The organism is Phytobacter sp. V69 (genome assembly GCF_965644215.1).
Lineage (GTDB): Bacteria > Pseudomonadota > Gammaproteobacteria > Enterobacterales > Enterobacteriaceae > Phytobacter.
Genome location: NZ_CBFFRL010000564.1, coordinates 1 through 307 on the forward strand (window position 1 = coordinate 1; position 307 = coordinate 307).

At 51.8% G+C, this 307-nt stretch carries 1 pseudogene; it reads right to left on the minus strand.

From position 1 onward, the window contains the following. Window positions 1-29 precede the first annotated feature (29 nt). Window positions 30-239 (minus strand): annotated as a pseudogene (locus ACSZPU_RS26445) (YbdD/YjiX family protein); the annotation flags it as partial. Window positions 240-307: the final 68 nt, after the last annotated feature.

The window sequence follows — 307 nt, forward strand, 5'->3', positions numbered from 1 at the left end:
TCAGGCAACCGTCTGTGGTGTTTGCAGAGCTAAGATTGGCGGCTTAGCGTTGCACTTCGGAGTTGAATCCGCCAACAGCACTTCGCACCGCCTTTACCGCCATAGCGCGCTTCCTGCCGCTCGCGGAAAAACTCTTCATAGGTCATCGGCGTCTGCTCAGGATGGGTGATGCGCATATGCTCAACGTAGTTGTCATAGTCCGGGACGCCAATCATCATTTTGGCGGCCTGGCCTAGATAGTGTCGTCACGAGGATAAAAATCATTGATAATAGGGCCTTCTAATCAGAAGGCCCTATTATCATGACT